This window comes from Flavobacterium sp. CFBP9031 (assembly GCF_034044945.1).
In the GTDB taxonomy this organism is placed as follows: Bacteria; Bacteroidota; Bacteroidia; order Flavobacteriales; family Flavobacteriaceae; genus Flavobacterium.
This window is the reverse complement of record NZ_JAXCWF010000006.1, coordinates 1-17687: the sequence shown is the minus strand read 5'-3', so window position 1 is coordinate 17687 and position 17687 is coordinate 1. Positions and strand designations below refer to the sequence as shown.

Below are 17687 nucleotides of genomic sequence, written 5' to 3'. Positions count from 1 at the left end.
AAGTTACAAAGTTGCAAAGAAAATTAAACTTAGCGTCTTGGCGACTTTGCAAGATTAAAAGTCACAGAGAGATTCTTTGGTTACAAAGTTAAAGTAAATCGGACTTTGTCTTTTCCTTTTGCGCCCATTCTGTTATAAAATTTAATAGCTCTTGTATTGAATTCTGGAGTTTGCCATTGTATGTTGACACAATTGTTTTGTTTTCCGATTTCTTTTAATTTCTCGATTAAGATTTCGCCAATTCCAAAACCTCTCGTTTCTTCTTCCAAAAACAAACAATCCATATAAAGAAAGTCTTGCGCATTCCAGGTTGAAAAATCAAAAGTGTAAGAGGCATAACCGACAATGGTTTCTTCTGTAGCCACAACCAAACAATATAGTTTTGGGTTTGGACCAAATAAAGCATTTTTTAAACCTTTTTCTTTTCCTTCAGGAGAAAATTCGGCTTTTTCAAATTCGGCATGTTTCTGAATTAAAACCAATAGTTTAGGCAAGTCTGTGATTTCGCAGTTTCTTATTGAATATTCCATTGCAAGTTGATTTCGTTTTGTAAAAAGCTGATAAAATGATAAAAATAATCGGGATAACTTTCATTGGCGCGTGTTGCAATGAAGTGCTTTCTTTTTAAACCATTTTTTCCAACTTTTACTGCTTTTAGCGAAGTGGTTTTTAAATATGGCGTAAATGCCCATTTTGCCATCGACATGACTCCCATATCGGCTTTTACCATTTCTAGAGAAGCTTCGGTTAATGGCATCGGAGTTATTTTCTTCGGACTTACTTTGGCTGGAGCCAAAAGAAACTGATGAATAGTAACGGTTTCTAACGGAAGCGAATGAATTATAAAATGCTCGTTAATAAAATCTTCTGCAACGACATATTTTTTATCTGCCCAAGCATGATTTTCAGAAACTACCATTACCACCTCGTCCTGAAAAAGCTCTTGATATTTTATATTGCTGTCTTTTATCTGATCACTTACAATGGCAATGTCAATTGTGTTTTCTAGAAGTTTTTGCAACGGGATATGAGTCGCTTCGGCTACTATTTTCAATTCGACATTTGGGTATAAAAGATGAAATTGCTTTAAAACGGAAGGAAGCCAATGGTAACTTGAGAAACATTCAGTACTGATTCGGATTTCGCCATGTTCGCCAAAGACCATTTGTTTGATTTGAGTTTCGGCTTCGGCAAGTTTGTTCAGGATTTCATTGGCCAGTTCGTAGATTTTTTCGCCTGCTTTTGTAAGTACTAGTTTTTTATTTGTTCTTAAAAAAATGGCTGTTCCCAATTGATATTCGGCTTCTTTAAGCTGATGACTCAAAGCCGATTGTGTCAAATGAAGTTTGTCGATCGCTTTTGTGATGCTTCCTTCTTCGACAATTGCTTTTATCAATTTTAAGTGGCGTATTTCCATTTTTTGAAGAATTAATACGCAAAGTAACAAAATTTTAAACTGGCTTTTGCATGAAAAAAAGTAATGCTTTTGATGAATTCTTTTCGTTTTTATGATGTTTGATGTTCCGCTACTTTTGGAAAAGTAAAACATCAAAACTCAAACAACATGGAAGCACAAATTAAACATTATGAAAACAAACTAGCTTTTGAAATGGATCCATCTGATTTATTTGAAGCTTTAAACAATGGCGAGAAAATAATTGTAATCGATGCCAGAAGAGCTTTTGGATACGATGAAGAACATATTCCGAATGCAGTTAATATTCCGCACCGCGAAATGAATTTAGAAACTACAAGTCATTTAGATAAAGATATTCTGTATGTGACATATTGCACAGGAATTGGCTGTAACGCTTCGACAAAAGGAGCTTTGAATATGACGAAATTAGGTTTTAAAGTAAAAGAACTAATTGGCGGACTAGAATGGTGGAAAATCGACGGATATGCAACCGAAGGTACAAAAGGCGAAAAGAAAGGTTTGAAAATAGAATGCGCTTGCTAAAACTGAAAAAGGCAGACTTTAGAAAATTATAAGTCTGCCTTTTTTATTTAAGTTTTATTCAATTTTAATGTTGTTTTTCTCTGCAATTTTTTTGAATACATCCTCTTTGTTTTCCGATTTCATTTTCTGGTAAAGAGCACCAATAAGCTGTTCCGAATCTTTTGCATATTCAGAATTTTCATTGGTATAAATGATATGGGCCAAAAAAAGATTATCCAATGCTTTTTCATCATCTTTCAGCATGAAATAGTTTTTTCCAGCACCAAAATAGCCTTCAGCATTGTCTGGATGATATTGGATTAGTTTTTCATAATAACTTATCGAAGTTTTATAATCAGATTTAAAAGTATACACAACACCAATATTCATTAAGGCAAAATTCCCTTCGGGATAAATTTCGAGCGATTTTTTATAATATTTAATGGCATTATCATAATCGCTTAACTGTCTGTAAGAAACTGCCATGTCATCAAGAGCAAGAACAAAATTTGGATCTTCTTTTAGAGCTAGCTGAAAACTTTCGATAGCCATTTTATAGTTGCTCTGGCGCATAAAATCTTTTGCAATTATATAAGAGTTCTGCGCGTTTTTGTTCTTCGATTCACTATAAAAAACATCGTCTTTGTTTTCCATTAATTCAGGAACCAGATTCGGACATTTTTTTGAAATGACACCTTGAACTTTCAGAATCATTCCCTGAATGCCTTCAACTGTGTTTATTGATTCTCTAACTTTAGGATCTTTATCTGTCAAGATCACTTCGCTCATTGGTTTAGTTAGACAATCTCTATAAACGTCTTCAGTAACTTTTGAACTTTTTTCTAAACACTCGCATGCTTTTGTGGCGATTTTTTCTTCAACGGTTTGCGCATTCAGTGCCAGAAAGCCGCTAAAAGTTAAAAATAACGAGAAGTTTTTTTTCATTTTAAATGATTAAGGTTAGAGTGATTTTCTTATTCTGGTTTAACAACTGCCGGTTTCAAAGTATCTTTACTTACTGCCAAACTATCTACTGGCACAACAGGCTCAATAGGTTTTACTGGCGGCACATATCTTTTGATTTTCTGCTGTATTAAAATGGCATCATTTAAAACAAATGGTGTTGGCATCATCCAATCATTTCTTGGTTTAACATTCAATAGCGGATTGCTCATTAAATCGAATGAACTTTCGATTAAATCCATATCAAAAATAGACGATTTATTGATGTAGAATTCCATTTCAAGGGGTTCATTCCCTACAACATAATAACATAAAATTTTGCTGTCTTCTCTTTGCAGGCGATTTCCTTTTTCGCCAGAAGTTGCCACTCCGTTTGCTTTAAAGTTAAAGAACGTCATTTTCGGATTAGCATAAATGTCATAACGGTTTACTTTTCTGTTTGGAGTAATTTTGATTTTTAGATATCTATTATTTCCAATTACACTGTCTCTTAAAAATTGAATTGTTGGTTTCGGAACTTCAACAACCGGAGCAATAGCGCTATAGGTAAATGTTGTATTGTATTTGCTTGCCAGTGGAAGCGTATTTAATCCAACTGCTTTCTGATTGCTTTCGCCTAGATAAGATTTCGTCCATTCGTCCAAATTAGTATCGTATGTTGTCCAAACAGCCGAATTGTTGTCTGCATTGTAAACATATAATAAACTATTCGATTTTGCTTTACCATATTCGTAACCAGAATTGTATCCCGCGTAAATGAAAAATGCAATAGAAGACAGGAAGAAAACAACGATCCAAGCTCCTTTTTTTGCAAATGCACCAAATATCGGAAGTAATAATCCGAACAAAAGAACGGTTAGAACAGCACTTCCGTACAATATTTTAAGACCTAAACCAACTGGGAACATTACAATGAAAGGCGCAACAATTGCTAGGGCAGGAATAGAAAATATTAAATTCATTCCTAAACTGTAATGTTGCGTAAACACAAAGATTCCGAACAATAAGATTCCGAAATAAACCGGAATAATTAAGAAACCTGCACCTGTTAAGCTATTTGCTAAAAAGGCATTGATGATGATCCAAACTAGTAACGGCGCCACAAAATGGTTCATCGTAGTTTTTGCTTCAGAAAAATGATGGTAAAAAGCAAAACAGATTGCAATACTTAACGTAACAAAAGCGCCAATGTAAGCATGACCGTTATAAGTAAATCCGTTTAGAAGATCAGAATACTGCGGGTAGATTTCAAGAACAAGTTTCCATCCTAAAAACGTTACCAATCCTGCAATTATAAGTGATCCAAGAAGTGGAACAAAACCTTTAAAAATTTCTGTGAAAGTAATGATTCGTTTTACTTTTCCAACGAAAATGAAAATAACCAATAAGCCAAAAGCAATAAGTGTCATTGGCATTACCCAAGTAAACGGATAACTGATGAAAGTAAAAGGAGCGTTGAAATAAACATTGTCTTCTGTAGACTCGGTTTGGTTTAAATCAATATTAGAGAAGTATTTTATCAAAGGCATGATGTAAGTGCCTTGATGCGCCAATGTGTTTTTGTTTAGATGCTTAACATCGTCCTGTTGCGTATGATAGTTAAAATGCCCATCGATAAATGCAAAATTAAAACCTTGAATATTTCCTTGTTCTCTAAAAACAGTTAAATCGGTATCGTTAGGAAGCATTTTGTAAATACTATACATCAACGAATTTGAAACGGGATGAGAAGGTTTTGCTTTTGTAAATTCCTTAATCAGAGCTTGATTTCCTTTATTGGTTTCCATCAGCATGTAGCTTGGTCCAGAAGTTCCTCTTGCTTCAAAGTTTAAAACCAAACCAACGTCTTTTGCCCAAGGATGTTTGTTTACGAATAAAGCAGCGCCGTTTAATCCTAATTCTTCTGCATCAGAGAATAATATGATAATATCGTTTTTTTGAGGATGTTTGGAGTACAAAAAGGCGCGAACACCTTCTAAAATGGTAGCGACTCCAGAAGCATCATCGCTTGCGCCTTTAGAGAACGAGTGTGGTGCACTATCATAATGAGAAAGAAGTAAAAGTGCTTTTGTATTGTTAGTTCCTTTAATTCGAGCCAAAATATTTTTTGACTTTACCAAAAGACCTTTATCGTTTAGAGTAAAACCTTCTTGGACACTCGTTTCTAAACCAATTCGGTTTAATTCTAGTTTTAAATAGTTGGCCACAAGTTCGTGATTGGTTGACCCTACATAGTGCGGTTTCTGTGCAATAATTTCGACCTGATTTAAGGCTCTTTCGGTCGAAAATTCTGCAAGAGCTTCGTCATCTTTTGAGATTCCTTGCGGCATCATCGTGGCGTATATAATGCCAAGTAAGGCTAAAACGCAGACTATGGCTAGAATTGAGGTGGGGTTTTTTCTCATGGTAATAAATACTAACTATATTTCTTTTTTAACAAGCATAAAATAATCATTGTCCAAGGAACGATAGCCTTGATCGTACAAGAAATAATATGTATTTCCTGTCTTGGTCTGTAAAATGTTTGTAAAGAACTCAAAATCAAAACCTTTTGTTAGTAATTTATCTCTCGAAGCTTTCGATTTTCCGTCTACATTTAACTCTGCCAAAATACGGTAATTTTTGCGTAACTTGTTGTTTATATTTCGCATGAAATTCGTACTATCTTTATTTATTTTGTTATTGTAGGCATTTCGACAACTGTCTGAGCAGAATTTCTTGTCTTCTCTGCCAACAATTTTGGCTGAGCATTCGAGGCATGTTTTCATGAATTCAATTTTTTAATTTCATAAAGATCGGATCTTCTGTCTTTTAATGTTTTTACGCTTCCATGTTCATGAAGTTCTTTTAGTAAGTTTAAATCAACATCTACAATTAGGGTCATTTCTGTATTTGGCGTAGCTTCTGCTTTGATTCCGTTACTTGGAAAAGCAAAATCGGATGGCGTAAATACAGAAGACTGCGCATATTGAATATCCATATTATTTACTTTCGGAAGATTTCCAACGCAACCTGCTATGGCTACATAACACTCATTTTCGATGGCGCGTGCCTGCGAACAATGTTTTACGCGAGTGTACCCGTTTTGAGTATCTGTTAAAAATGGTACAAACAAAATATTCATTCCCTCATCTGCTAAAAGTCTAGAAAGTTCTGGAAACTCAACATCATAGCAGATTAAAATTCCGATTTTACCGCAATCGGTATCAAAGGTTTTAAACTGAGATCCGCCTTTCATTCCCCAATGGATAACTTCGTTTGGCGTGATATGAATTTTGGTATACATTTCTGATGTTCCATCTCTTTTGCATAAGAAACCAACATTATAGAGATTTCCGCCTTCGAGATAAGGCATACTTCCAGTAATAATGTTGATATTGTATGAAATGGCAAATTCCTGAAACTTTTTTCTAATAGGATCAGAGTGACGAGCCAGTTCACGAATGGCTTCTGCTTCAGACAAATGATTGTAATCGGCCATTAAAGGCGCAATAAACAACTCTGGGAATAAAGCAAAATCAGAACCATAACCCGAAACGGCGTCAATAAAAAATTCGGCTTGTTCAAAAAGCGCTTCAACATTATTAAGTGGACGCATCTGCCACTGAATTAATCCTAAGCGAATAATATTTTTCTTCAAATTAATCAGCTTCGGACTATCATCATAGTAAATATTATTCCATTCCAATAGAACCGCAAATTCTTTCGATTCTTCATCTCCTTCCAAATAATTTTTGATGACTCTCAAAACGTGAAAATCGTTACTTAACTGAAAAGAAAGAACCGGATCGTACAATTCTTTGGTACGCACCTTTTCGATATAAGCTTTTGGAGACATCTTTTTGGCATGTTCTCTATAGTTCGGAATTCTTCCTGCAAAAACAATCGCCTTAAGGTTCAATTGTTCGCAAAGTTCTTTTCTTGCATCGTACAAACGACGTCCTAAACGCAAGCCTCTATAATTTGGATGAATAAAAACATCTATTCCGTATAAAATTTCAGCATTCGGATTGTGGGTCGAAAAGGTATAATCGCCACTAATCTGCTGATAATTATGTCTTTTTTCTACTAATTTTTCGTCAACAATAAGAGATAGGGCAGAGCCAACAACTTTTCCATCAACCAAAATTACCAGCTGTCCTTCTGGAAAAATAGAAAGAAGTCTTTCTATATCCTCAGATCTCCAATAAGAATCGGCCATTTCTGGATACGATTCGATCATCGATTTCTTTAATTGTTTATAGTCTTCTATTTCAAGATTTCGTAACTCTACTTTTTTAATTTTTGCCTGCATATCGTAAGATTTATCTCAAATATACAAAAAACAATTTCCATTTACAAACGCTTACAAATAGTTACAGTCGATAGTAAATAGTTAATAACCGACTGTCTCGTCTGAGCTTTCGCATCTTTGCCATGTTGAATTTGATAAACGATTCAATTTAATAGTAACATTAAAATAGTATACGCCATGAGTGCAATTAGAAACAAAGTACAATTAATCGGGAATGTAGGGAATGATCCAGAAATTAAAACATTAGAAAGCGGTAGAAAACTAGCACACCTTACGATCGCAACAAATGAGATTTATAGAAATGATAAAGGCGAGAAAGTAGAACAAACAGAGTGGCATCGAATAACTGCTTGGGGGAAAACCGCAGAACTTATAGAAAAGTATGTTGTAAAAGGTAAAGAAATCGCTGTTGAAGGAAAACTGACACACAGAAGCTATGATGATAAAAACGGAGAGAAACGTTATATAACCGAGGTTGTAATAAATGAAATTTTACTGTTGAGTAAATAGCGTTTTTTTTTCGAGATAGTTAAACCCGACAGGATCCAAAACCTGTCGGGTTTGTTGTTTTTATAAATGAATTAAAGTATCGAAACGCCATTAGCATCAGTTGTAAGAACTTCGCTCATATAATCAAAAAAAGGTCTCATGTTTTTGAAAGCATCCAATGCCAGTTCTAAAAACTGCGGACTCAAGACTTCTTCATCTGTAAAACGCTTAATGACCAAAAATTGTTTGAAACGAAGCAAATCAATGGCAGGATGATCAACATCAAAACCTTTTGGCTTTGTTTTGAGCTGTTCTCCTTGCAAAGTGCCAAAATTGCTTTTGAAAGAATCTGAATTCAATATTTCTTGAAAGGTTTCTGGATCTTGAGCAAATTCGTTTCTTATTCGTTTTAAATCTGCGGCATTTGGTCCCCAGAAGCCACCAGCAAAAAAGCTGTTTCCTTTTTCCAGGTGAAAATAATAACCGCCACGTCTTGCTGCAGTTGCTCGTGTGTAACTTCCTCCCCAATAATGCTTAAAAGGGGTTTTATCTTTAGAAAAACGAATGTCTCGATAAATTCTGTAAACGCTTTTCTTGCCCGAAGCATTTTCTAAAACATCAGTTTTGGAAAGTTCCTTCAGTAAAGCGCCTGCAAAATTTTCAATATGATTGAGCTCTATTAAATATTGTGGTTTATGCTCTTCAAACCAAGGTTTATTGTTGTTCTTTTTCAGTTCAACTAAAAAGTCAAGACTAGATTTGGGAATTGTAACAGTGTTTTCCATAATTGAATTTAAAAATCGAAAGTGACTGCAATTTAAAACTAAAAAACCCACCAGAGAAATCTGATGGGTTTTTCTATATTGCATTAAGCAGTTTTTTTGAATAAGTCAAACATAGGACAGCGTGAGCAGCGTTTCTTTTCGCTCTTTTTATATTTCTCGCAACAAGAAGATTTACAGTTTTCAATCTTCTTAATTTTATCAAGGATATCTTTGTTTTTCTTTTTCTTTTTATCCTTTTTTTTGTCCTTGTCTTTTTCTTTCTTGCTCACTTTTTCCTCTGAATTTTAAAAACAGAGACAAATATAAACTAAAAAAGTTATTTTTAAATGTTCTAAATAAACTTTAACTTTTTTATTTAGGATTGATAGCGATTGAACTCGTAACTGTTAATTGCTGAATATCACGATCAAACAAATAAAGTCCACCTTTATCATCACCAATTAAGTTGATTTTATCTAAGATCGATTTAGCTGTAGCTTCCTCTTCAATTTGTTCAGAAACGTACCATTGCAAGAAATTGTGCGTAGCATAATCTCTTTCTTCAAAAGTAATGTGCACTAATTCGTTGATAGATTGCGAAACAAAAAGTTCGTGATTGTAAAGCTCCTCAAACATCTCTTTGAAAGTAGTATAAGTTGTTTTTGGCGCTTTAAGATCTGTTACCTGAGCGTGTCCTCCGCGTTCGTTTACATACTTAACTAGTTTAAGCATATGTGCGCGCTCTTCATCTGACTGTGTGTACATAAATTGAGCGATTCCCTCTAATCCTTGTACTTCAGCCCAACAAGCCATAGAAAGATAAGTTTGCGAAGATTCTGCTTCTATGCGGATTTGCTTGTTTAAAGCTGATTCAATATTTTTTGCTAACATAATAAGTGTCTTTTTTGTAAAATTAAGCAAAATTATTCATTTCATTTTTCTAAAGCTCGAAAACATTAGACTCTTTGATTAACTGTAAGTAGAATAATAGTAAGAAGATAGGCTTTAGTTGTGTAGCATAAAAAAAGCCCCTAAGAAAAAATCTTAAGGACTTTCGAATCAAGTATTAAAAAGAAATTATTTTACAATAAAAGTAACTCGTCTAGCTAATCTTCTAGCTTCGTCAGAATCTTTTTGAATTGATGTATCTGCACCATTTGCAACAACATTTAAACGAGAAGAAGCAATTCCAGCTTTTTCGAAAATTGTTTTTACGTTAGTAGCTCTAGTATAAGATAATTTTTCATTATACTCAGCTTTTCCAACTTGATCAGCATAACCAACAAGGTCTAGAGATGCAGAAGGGTTTTTTCTTAAGTAATTTAACACAACGTCAATCGCAGCTGTTGAGTTCTCGATTGGAGTTGTTTTATTGAAATCAAAATAAACACTGTAATATTTGTCATTAATCATTCTTCTGATTAATTCGTTATCAGTTGCCTGAGGAGTGTTTATTTGTTTTTCAACAACTACTTCTTTTTGAGCAGGTATTTTCTTGATTTGTGCTTCAAGATTTGCTACTTTGCTTTCTAAACCAGAAATATCCACATTGTTACCTTCGCTTGAAGTTACAGTCCAGTCTGCATGTTTTGCATTTTTTCCTAAGTACACATTTAAACCAATTGTACCATTAAAAATCAAACCTGAGAAACCTCTGTTTTGAGCTACATAAGCTCCATCAAAGGTATGATCTTGTGATGCATTCAAAATAGTAGAGAAATCACCAGTTAAAGCAACTCTGTTTGATAATTTTATTTGTCCAGTTACACCGGCAATAAAGTTACCCACTTCATCTGCTCCTTTAAAGTTATCACTTCTTAATTGACCATAACCAAAACCAGCATGTCCTAATAAACCAACAGTGTTTGTCCATGTTTCAAAATTCATGATACGACCTAAGTTAGCAACAGCCTGTAAATCTACTCTGTAGTTTTTTGAATCAAAATCGATAGAGTTGCTTTTTGAAGTAAAACTGTTGTATCCAAAATCGGCCTTTAAACCAAATTTGTTGTTGAACATATAACGAACCCCTACTTCGCCAACCCAAGGACTTGGAGTACTTGTTGAGTAACCTGCTGAAAATGAGCGTTGAGGTTTAGTTAGTCCGCCAGCTAGTTCTACAGACCACTTATTATAGCTGCTATTGTTTTCTGTTTGCGCATGTACTCCTGTTAAAGCCAGGGCAAATGCAAGAGTCATTACAATTTTTTTCATTGTTTCTTAATTTTAAATATTGTCCAAAACAACAACAAATTGTAAGTAAAAACTTTCTCTAAAAGCCAAAAAAGTATTAAAATAGGGTAATTGGCAAAAATCTAAGTGATAAAAAATAAGGAAAATAAAAGCAAATAGGTTTTATCAACGAATGGGTTTAATTAAATCCGTCAGTAAATTTGCGAAGAACAAGCTGTTTCGCAACAATGTCATAATAAGTTAAAATGGTGTAATTACTTAGTTTAACAGAATTAGGAAGAACTGCTTCTCGATGAGAATCTAAAAAGTAGAAGATTTTATCGGTAGCAAAAGGCTCGTGTGTTTCTTGTGTTGGTTCTAGTTTTTTGGTCCATATACTTTCAAAAAAAACAGAATAATTGGTCTCAACATTGTAATAATTGTTTGAAGGAAAATCTCCAAAAGGATCGCTAAAATTAAAACCATTAATAGATACCGCATTGAAATCTCTTCCGCTTCCTCCTAGTGTGATAAAGAGATTTTTCTCGTTTTTATAAACCGAAACTCCAGCATCAAGGGAAGATAAAGCTTTTAAAAATTTCGCTGTATTCTTTAATTTTCTGGGCTCACGATCTTCAATTTGCAATAGTAATGGGGAATTACTAAAACGAATGGTGTCTTTTTTTGAAACCGCAAAAGACTTTATCGATTCACCAGATCCATAATCTTTGATGTCAAGCAAAAGCTCATCGGCATTAAAATTAATTTGATATAATTTATTCTCGTGATAATAAGAATTAGACGTTTTTGGGTTTTTATCTCCAACCGGTTTTAAAAATGTCTTTTCTTTTATTTCTAGGTTTTCTAAATCAATATCAAACAATTGCGTTTTTCTAAAGTTTTGATCTAAAGTTAGAATCAAGCGATTAGGAAGGGTATAAATTTTACTTTTGGCAGTAACCTTATACAACGGATTGTATTCGCCAGATCCCATCAGTTCTATTGGATTTTCAAACAAAATTTGATGAAATGTTTTAGGCTGGTTTTTCTGATCTATAAATTTGAAAGCGCTAAAATCTAAAAACTTTTGTTCGGCCATTCCGTTTTTAAAAATAAAAGCAATCAAAGCCTCTTTTGTTCGATCTTTCATCAACAAATAGAAGTTGTTGTCTCTCTGATAATTTGTTATTAGCGAATTCTCTTCAAGCGGAATCTGAAATTTTAATGCTCTAGAGGTTTTGTTTTCCAGATAATATTTAATTAAAATAATTGATTTGTCTTCTTTCGAAAACCAATATAAAGTAGGATTTCCATCTTCGCTAAAACTGTAACCCATTAAAGATCTGTTTTGAGTATACTGACGATTTGTAACAAATTTATCTCTAAGAAATAAAGCACTATTGTACTTTAATATCGAAAGGCTATCTGCACTGGCAGCAAAAAGAAAAACATCATGAGTAATGGTATTTTCACCAATCATAATTTCAGATTGGCCAATTTGGTTTTTTAAATCTATTGCATAAGAAGTTAGTACTGTTTGACTTAACAAAACAGAACTAGAGATAAAAAACAAAAAAAGAAAAATTCGTTTCATATGTTTTTGGGCGCAAAAATCATTCCGATTATTTTACTGATTCATAAGCTCTTGAAAAAGATCTACAAACTGACCAACGTGCATTCCGTCCATTAAACCATGATGAACATAAACGGCCATCGACATAGTTCTTTTTCCAGTTTCGGAAACCATCATTTTACCAAACGAAATTTTTGGACAGCTGTCTGGATACGTAAAACTGCGTGCATGAGTTATCGAACTAAAATTCAACCACGGAATTGCCGAAAAATGAATCAGATTATCATCATCAAAAGATCTGGTAAAAAGTCCGTTTGTGTTTTGAATTCGCTCGATTTCGGTTAATGCAATTTGTTCGAATGTTTTAAAATCAGGATGATATTCAATTAAAGAAAATCCGAACGTGCCATCTTCACGACCAATTGTTGCCGATGCATCAATTTGATTGTTAATGTATATTTTGTCTTCTGAAATTCGATATTTAAAATTATCAATGGCGTTTACTGCAGCCAAAGTTTTATGCAAATAGAAAATGAAAAAAGAAGCGTTTATACTTTTTGCGGTTTGATACGCTTTGGTGCAGTCAATTTCTACGGTGACTCCAAAAAAGGGTTCTTCCATTTGTTTGAAATGGGCAAAATGCTCTTTTCTATTCCAATTTTCTAGGTCTAAAAGTGTTTTCATTATAATAAATTCGGAACCACTTCTGCAATAGTTTCAAATGAACTAAAATGCTCGTGTTCTATAGTATGATTAATTTTTTCGTGTTCCCAAGTAGTATGAAATGGAATATGAACAGCATAACCGCCAATTCCTAAAACAGGAAGAACATCTGATTTTAATGAATTACCAATCATCAAAAATTCGTGTGGCTCAATATCTAAACGGCCTAAAAGTTTCTGATAATCGATTTCTTGTTTGTCTGACATTACTTCGATATGATGAAAATAATGCCCCAAACCAGAACGATGCAATTTGCTGTGCTGATCTTTTAGATCGCCTTTTGTAGCAACGACCAATTTATATTTTCCTTTTAAAGCTTCAAGAGTTTCTTCAATTCCGTCTAGCAATTCGATTGGTTTTTCCAGTAATTCTTTTCCGTATTGAATGATTTTTTCAATGACTTCAATCGGAATGGTATTGTTAGAAATATTCATCGCAGCTTCAATCATCGAAAGAATGTATCCTTTGATTCCATATCCATACAAAGGCAGATTGGCAATTTCTATTTTGAATAATTCCTGCGAAATGCCTTGATGTGAAAGGTAATCTTCCATCAAAGCGCAAAATTTATGTTCGGTTTCCTCGAAATAAGGTTCGTTTACAAACAAAGTATCATCGGCATCAAATGCGATTACTTTTAAGTTTGGTATTTTAGTTTTATGTAACATAATGTTTTTTGTTTCAAGTTCTGTTTGTTTCAGGTTTCAAGTTTTTTTGCCACGGATTATTAAGATTAAAATGATTTTTTATTTGCTTAATCTGCCATTCCGATGGCTATCGGGAGCTTGATATTTTTTTAAAATTAATTAATAATCTGTGTTAATTCTTTAAATCTGTGGAAATCTGTGAGCTGTTCTTTACTTAGAAAAAAGCCCTTTCAAAGAAATCGTTTTATCGTAAAACGTAATTCGGATTCCGAAAAGCAGAATGATTCCACCCAAAACCATCTGTAAAGTTATTTGTTCTTCTAAAAACAACCAAGCTAAAATTGAGGTAATTACAGCTTGACTCAATAAACTTAACGAAACTCTTGTCGCGCGCATGTGTTGTGTGGCATAACTAATCGAAAGCCAAGCACACAATTGACAAATTACGGCTTGCAAAACCAAAACAAACCAGCCCATATCTGTGAATCCTGTGAAAGGTTCGTTTAATGAATAACATAAAATTCCCAAATAAATACTTGAAGCCATTAAACTAATCGTCATAAACGAAAGAACATCGACCTCTGAAAGGACATTTTTGCTTACCAAAAGGTAAATGGAATATAGAATGCCAGATAAAACGGCAAATAGAAATGCTTTATCGAAGTTTAAATCGATAAAAAATTCAAAACCGACCAAAGTGACCATTCCGAATAAAGCGACCAATGTTCCGATCCAGAAATTTGTTGCAGGTTTTGCTTTCAGAAAAAAGAAAGAACCAACCCCAACCCAAACTGGAGATAAATTGGTTAAAAGTGAAGCCTGAGTCGCGCTTGATTCCTGAATAGCGATATTCCAAACGGCAACATCAGACGAAAATAAAACACCGCAAAGTATTGCTAAAAGTACAAATTTTAGTTTTGGAAGTTTAAAGTTTCCGCTAAAAAGTACATAAGGCAGTAACAGAACCACAGCAAAAAACATTCGGTAAAAAGCCGAAATTAATCCTGGTGTTAAACGTAATTTTACCAATATCGGGAAAATAGATATGCAGAGTATACCGCAGATTAGGGCTAATCTTGGTTTTGTGAGTTTCATTAGATGTATTTTATTCTTGTATTATTTTTCAAAGATAACTTAGAAAGCGAGTATTTTGAAAGGAAAAAGCGCGAATCGATTAAAATTAATAATTGATTCACGCTTTTTTGTTGTTTTAAGCAGCTAAAAATTTACTGCAAGCTTTCTGAATTTGTTTATCCGAAAACGGTTCGAGTGTTTCGGCAAGCATTTCACTGGTTTTGATGCATTCCATCATTTTTGATCTTAGCTCTTTGTCATCTCCCAATTCTGTTTCAAGAATTCGCTTGAAAATTTCAGACAGATAATTGGGCTGTTCTCTAAAATCTCCTTCAAACCAAAGGTCTGAAAGGAATTTTGCCATCGATGGCATTACATCTTGATGTGTCGGTTTTTGATTTTCTCTTTGCATAATCGAAAATATTAGACGCACGAAACCCTCGCTTTAGATGTGCAAAAATACCCAGAAGGATAGATTTCCCGAGTTTCCATAGGGACATCATGGCGAGGGTTCGCTTATTTTTAACTTTTAATAAAGTTCAGAATTACTTCTGGTATTTTTGCAGAACAAACTTACAATTATAAACTTATATAAAAGTAAAAAACATGAGAAATTTCTCATGTTTTATATTTCGATTCTTAAAAAGAACTTTTAGTTTACCGTAGCTCCGTTCGGCGCATCAGCATCTGGATTTACAAAAACCAGTTTTCCTTCTGCATTTGTTGTCATCAAGATCATTCCTTGACTTTCAACTCCGCGTAAAGCTCTTGGCGCTAAGTTTGCTAATACAGAAACACGTTTTCCGATGATTTCTTCTGGCGAAAAACTCTCCGCAATTCCTGAAACAATCGTACGAATATCGATTCCGGTATCAACTTTAAGAACCAGAAGTTTGTTTGCTTTTGGCATTTTTTCAGCCTCCAAAATAGTTCCGATACGAATATCCATTTTCGCAAAATCATCAAACTGAATTAAATCTTTTTGTGGTTCTGCTTGTTTGTTTTCAGCAATATTTGCGGTTTTTGTCGCTTCCAATTTATCTACTTGTTTTTGTATTTCTTCGTCTTCAATTTTAGCAAAAAGCAATTCTGCCTCGCCAATTTTATGTCCTGCTGGAATTAAATCTGAATTTTCAGAAATGTCATTCCAACCTAAAGTTTTCTCAATAAAGATGTCTTTTGCATCGCGATCTTTCTCTTTTAAGAATTTACTGAAACCTGCAAAATGCTCTTTAAGGTCAGCCAAATTCAAGATTTTAGAAAGTTTCGCAGCAGTAAAAGGTAAAAACGGTTCAGCTAAAACGCTTAAAGCAGCAGCAATTTGCAATGCCACATACATTTGAGTTTTTACACGCTCTGGATTGTCTTTCATTACTTTCCAAGGCTCTTCGTCTGCAAGGTATTTATTTCCTAAACGCGCCACATTCATTAATTCGCCTAAAGCTTCACGGAATCTGTAACGTTCCACCGAACTTGCAATTACAGCTGGATATGCTTTTAATTCGTTTAAAGTTTGTTCATCAACTTCTGAGAATTCGTTTGGAGTTGGAATAACGCCATCGTAGTATTTATTAGTTAAAACTACAACACGATTCACGAAGTTTCCGAAAACGGCAACTAATTCATTGTTATTTCTAGCTTGGAAATCTTTCCAAGTAAAGTCGTTATCTTTTGTTTCAGGAGCGTTTGATGTTAAAGCGTAACGCAAAACATCTTGCTTATCTGGAAACTCTTCTAAATATTCGTGCAACCAAACGGCCCAGTTTTTAGAAGTCGAAAGTTTGTTTCCTTCCAAATTCAAAAACTCATTTGCAGGAACATTGTCTGGTAAAATATAACTTCCTTCAGCTTTTAACATCGCTGGGAAAATGATACAATGGAAAACAATATTGTCTTTTCCGATAAAGTGAACCAATTTCGTTTCTTCATCTTTCCAATACGGTTGCCAATCTTTTCCTTCGCGCGCTGCCCATTCTTTTGTAGAAGAAATGTATCCAATTGGCGCATCAAACCAAACATATAATTTTTTGCCTTCGGCACCTTCAACAGGAACATCAATTCCCCAATCTAAATCACGTGTTACGGCGCGAGGCTCTAATCCTGCGTCGATCCAAGATTTTACTTGTCCGTAAACATTCGTTTTCCAATCGTTTTTATGTCCGACTAAAATCCATTCTGTTAGAAAATCAGAATATCTGTCTAAAGGTAAAAACCAGTGTTTTGTTTCTTTAAGAATTGGAGTTTCTCCAGTAATGGTCGATTTTGGATTAATTAAATCCGTAGCGTTTAAAGTAGATCCGCAATTTTCACACTGATCTCCGTAAGCTCCATCATTACCACATTTTGGACAAGTTCCCACAACAAAACGATCTGCTAAAAACTGATTTGCTTTTGCATCGTATAATTGTTCTGTAACTTCTTCAATAAAATCGCCTTTATCATACAATGTTCTAAAGAATTCCGAAGCCGTATCATGATGAATTTTTGCCGAAGTTCTTGAATAGTTGTTGAATGAAATCCCGAAATCTTCAAACGATTTGCGGATAATCCCGTCATATTTATCAATAACTTGCTGTGGTGTAATTCCTTCTTTTTTGGCTTTCATAGAGATTGCAACTCCATGTTCATCGCTTCCGCAAATAAATGCTACATCTTTTCCTTGCAATCTTAAATATCTCGAATATATATCTGCAGGCACATAAACTCCCGCCAAGTGACCAATATGAATAGGTCCGTTGGTGTAAGGCAATGCCGCCGTGATCGTATATCTCTTTGGATCTTGTATCATAATTCAATTTTATTGAGTGCAAAAATAAGCAATAGATTTGAGATTTTAATATTAGACAGAGATTCGCAAAGAAAAAGCGCAGAGAATCGCAGAGATTTTTTGAATTTAGTTCTCGCAAAGTCGCGGAGATGCAAAGTTTTTTTAAGCCAAAATTGTTAGTATTGTTTGTCATTTCGATTTCTATGATAAAACCAAATCTTTTTCATAAAAGGTTTGGTTTTTTATTACTGCAAAAACTCTATGGATTATTTTGTTTCTCAC

18 protein-coding genes are annotated in these 17687 nt (G+C 34.1%); 2 read left to right on the top strand and 16 right to left on the bottom strand.

From position 1 onward, the window contains the following. Positions 1-80: 80 nt before the first annotated feature. Together SOM12_RS11445 and SOM12_RS11440 are read right to left on the bottom strand one after the other, a co-directional pair. Positions 81-530 carry a GNAT family N-acetyltransferase gene (locus SOM12_RS11445; protein ID WP_095930268.1) on the bottom strand — a complete coding sequence of 150 codons (450 nt, stop codon included), beginning with the start codon at positions 528-530 and terminating at the stop codon, positions 81-83. Continuing rightward, complete coding sequence (locus tag SOM12_RS11440; protein ID WP_320493506.1) at positions 515-1417, bottom strand: LysR family transcriptional regulator; 903 nt, start codon at positions 1415-1417, stop codon at positions 515-517. Before SOM12_RS11440 ends, SOM12_RS11445 begins: the two co-directional genes overlap by 16 nt. Before the next feature lie 147 nt (positions 1418-1564). Here SOM12_RS11440 and SOM12_RS11435 point away from each other — a divergent pair, with 147 nt between their 5' ends. Continuing rightward, complete coding sequence (locus SOM12_RS11435; RefSeq protein ID WP_320493505.1) at positions 1565-1960, top strand: rhodanese-like domain-containing protein; 396 nt, start codon at positions 1565-1567, stop codon at positions 1958-1960. A gap of 54 nt (positions 1961-2014) precedes the next feature. Here SOM12_RS11435 and SOM12_RS11430 read toward each other — a convergent pair whose 3' ends face one another. Genes SOM12_RS11430 through SOM12_RS11415 form a run of 4 tightly spaced genes read right to left on the bottom strand, consistent with a single transcriptional unit; the run spans position 2015 to position 7196 of the window. Next, on the bottom strand, positions 2015-2884 hold the full coding sequence (locus SOM12_RS11430) for a tetratricopeptide repeat protein (RefSeq protein ID WP_320493504.1): 870 nt from the start codon (positions 2882-2884) through the stop codon (positions 2015-2017). Positions 2885-2913: 29 nt separating this feature from the next. Further along, a complete protein-coding gene (locus SOM12_RS11425; RefSeq protein WP_320493503.1) occupies positions 2914-5307 on the bottom strand; it encodes a M28 family peptidase in 2394 nt (797 codons plus the stop codon). Positions 5308-5322: 15 nt separating this feature from the next. Further along, positions 5323-5670, bottom strand: a complete 348-nt coding sequence (locus SOM12_RS11420; protein ID WP_057115356.1) for a hypothetical protein — start codon at positions 5668-5670, stop codon at positions 5323-5325. After that, complete coding sequence (locus SOM12_RS11415) at positions 5667-7196, bottom strand: bifunctional GNAT family N-acetyltransferase/carbon-nitrogen hydrolase family protein (protein ID WP_320493502.1); 1530 nt, start codon at positions 7194-7196, stop codon at positions 5667-5669. The genes SOM12_RS11420 and SOM12_RS11415 overlap by 4 nt, the downstream gene beginning before the upstream one ends. Before the next feature lie 177 nt (positions 7197-7373). Between SOM12_RS11415 and SOM12_RS11410 the strand changes: the two genes are divergently transcribed. Continuing rightward, positions 7374-7706, top strand: a complete 333-nt coding sequence (locus SOM12_RS11410; protein WP_095930275.1) for a single-stranded DNA-binding protein — start codon at positions 7374-7376, stop codon at positions 7704-7706. Between the two features lie 71 nt (positions 7707-7777). Here the strand turns inward: SOM12_RS11410 and SOM12_RS11405 are convergent, their stop codons facing one another. The 10 genes from SOM12_RS11405 to metG form a co-directional block, all read right to left on the bottom strand. Next, positions 7778-8470 (bottom strand): DUF2461 domain-containing protein, encoded by a 693-nt coding sequence (locus SOM12_RS11405; RefSeq protein WP_320493501.1) that lies wholly within the window; start codon positions 8468-8470, stop codon positions 7778-7780. Between the two features lie 83 nt (positions 8471-8553). Next, entirely contained in the window at positions 8554-8739 is a 186-nt protein-coding gene (locus SOM12_RS11400; protein WP_029271150.1) for a hypothetical protein, read from the bottom strand. Between the two features lie 82 nt (positions 8740-8821). Further along, positions 8822-9340 (bottom strand): ferritin, encoded by a 519-nt coding sequence (locus SOM12_RS11395; protein ID WP_095930276.1) that lies wholly within the window; start codon positions 9338-9340, stop codon positions 8822-8824. 186 nt (positions 9341-9526) lie between these two features. Beyond that, positions 9527-10663 carry an OmpA family protein gene (locus tag SOM12_RS11390; RefSeq protein ID WP_320493500.1) on the bottom strand — a complete coding sequence of 379 codons (1137 nt, stop codon included), beginning with the start codon at positions 10661-10663 and terminating at the stop codon, positions 9527-9529. Positions 10664-10820: 157 nt separating this feature from the next. Next, on the bottom strand, positions 10821-12215 hold the full coding sequence (locus SOM12_RS11385) for a hypothetical protein (protein WP_320493499.1): 1395 nt from the start codon (positions 12213-12215) through the stop codon (positions 10821-10823). Between the two features lie 33 nt (positions 12216-12248). Continuing rightward, a complete protein-coding gene (locus SOM12_RS11380; protein ID WP_320493498.1) occupies positions 12249-12878 on the bottom strand; it encodes a chloramphenicol acetyltransferase in 630 nt (209 codons plus the stop codon). Further along, positions 12878-13585: an HAD family hydrolase gene (locus SOM12_RS11375; protein WP_095930280.1), complete on the bottom strand. Its 708-nt coding sequence runs from the start codon at positions 13583-13585 to the stop codon at positions 12878-12880. Before SOM12_RS11375 ends, SOM12_RS11380 begins: the two co-directional genes overlap by 1 nt. Before the next feature lie 189 nt (positions 13586-13774). Beyond that, the gene (locus SOM12_RS11370; protein WP_320493497.1) at positions 13775-14659 is read right to left on the bottom strand and encodes a DMT family transporter; all 885 of its coding nucleotides are present in this window, start codon (positions 14657-14659) and stop codon (positions 13775-13777) included. Between the two features lie 115 nt (positions 14660-14774). Further along, positions 14775-15050 (bottom strand): hypothetical protein, encoded by a 276-nt coding sequence (locus tag SOM12_RS11365; protein ID WP_320493496.1) that lies wholly within the window; start codon positions 15048-15050, stop codon positions 14775-14777. A 240-nt stretch (positions 15051-15290) separates the two neighbouring features. Further along, the gene (gene metG / locus SOM12_RS11360) at positions 15291-17426 is read right to left on the bottom strand and encodes a methionine--tRNA ligase (RefSeq protein WP_320493495.1); all 2136 of its coding nucleotides are present in this window, start codon (positions 17424-17426) and stop codon (positions 15291-15293) included. Positions 17427-17687 lie beyond the last annotated feature (261 nt).